A 252-nucleotide genomic window follows, 5' to 3' on the forward strand; every position below is an offset into this window, starting at 1 on the left:
ACTAATGAACCGAGAGGCTTAACCTGACAACACCGAAGGTGTTTTGAGTTGAGAGACGAAGAAAGAATTTTTCAGCATAGTGAAGAGACAACAGAGTCATTCATTATGAAAGCTTGTTTTGGATTAACGAATTTGCCTGGCGGCCGTAGCGCGGTGGTCCCACCTGACCCCATGCCGAACTCAGAAGTGAAACGCCGTAGCGCCGATGGTAGTGTGGGGTCTCCCCATGTGAGAGTAGGGAACCGCCAGGTT

The 252-nt window shown here is 50.0% G+C and carries 1 rRNA gene; it reads left to right on the plus strand.

The features are described 5' to 3' along the window. Window positions 1-135 precede the first annotated feature (135 nt). A 5S ribosomal RNA gene (rrf, locus tag AAZR23_RS20845) occupies window positions 136-251 on the plus strand. Window position 252 lies beyond the last annotated feature (1 nt).

Origin of the sequence: Morganella sp. Je.2.23 (genome assembly GCF_051129855.1) — a bacterium.
GTDB classification, from domain to species: domain Bacteria; phylum Pseudomonadota; class Gammaproteobacteria; order Enterobacterales; family Enterobacteriaceae; genus Morganella; species Morganella sibonii.